Origin of the sequence: Massilia sp. CT11-108 (assembly GCF_047302915.1) — a bacterium.
GTDB lineage: Bacteria > Pseudomonadota > Gammaproteobacteria > Burkholderiales > Burkholderiaceae_D > Telluria > Telluria orientalis.
Genome location: NZ_JBKYMO010001582.1, coordinates 1 through 260, shown reverse-complemented (window position 1 = coordinate 260; position 260 = coordinate 1). Strand labels below are relative to the sequence as shown.

The following is a 260-nucleotide window of genomic DNA, read 5'->3' as shown; positions in this document are numbered from 1 at the left end:
AGCTTGCGGTCAGGCAGGTTCCTCCGTCAGCGGATCCCTCGAGACCGGATCGTAAGTCTCTCCTCTATACCATCGAATCGGGGCTCATGATACAGTGCCTCCGCCTCCGCTACTGGCGCCGGTGCGTCCTTCACCTCTGCCACTTCTGGTGTAACCATTGGCGGTGGTTCTTCCTCCGCTGGTGGACTCGCTTCCATCACTTCCAGCGTGGGTGCAGCCGCCTCCAGCGCTTCCAGTGCCATTGCCGGTGGTGCCTCTTC

1 protein-coding gene is annotated in these 260 nt (G+C 61.5%); it reads right to left on the bottom strand.

All coding sequences use genetic code 11. The features are described from left to right. Nucleotides 1-26: 26 nt before the first annotated feature. On the bottom strand, nucleotides 27-260 hold a 234-nt coding region (locus ACEN88_RS35675), incomplete at its 5' end, for a hypothetical protein (protein WP_413347117.1).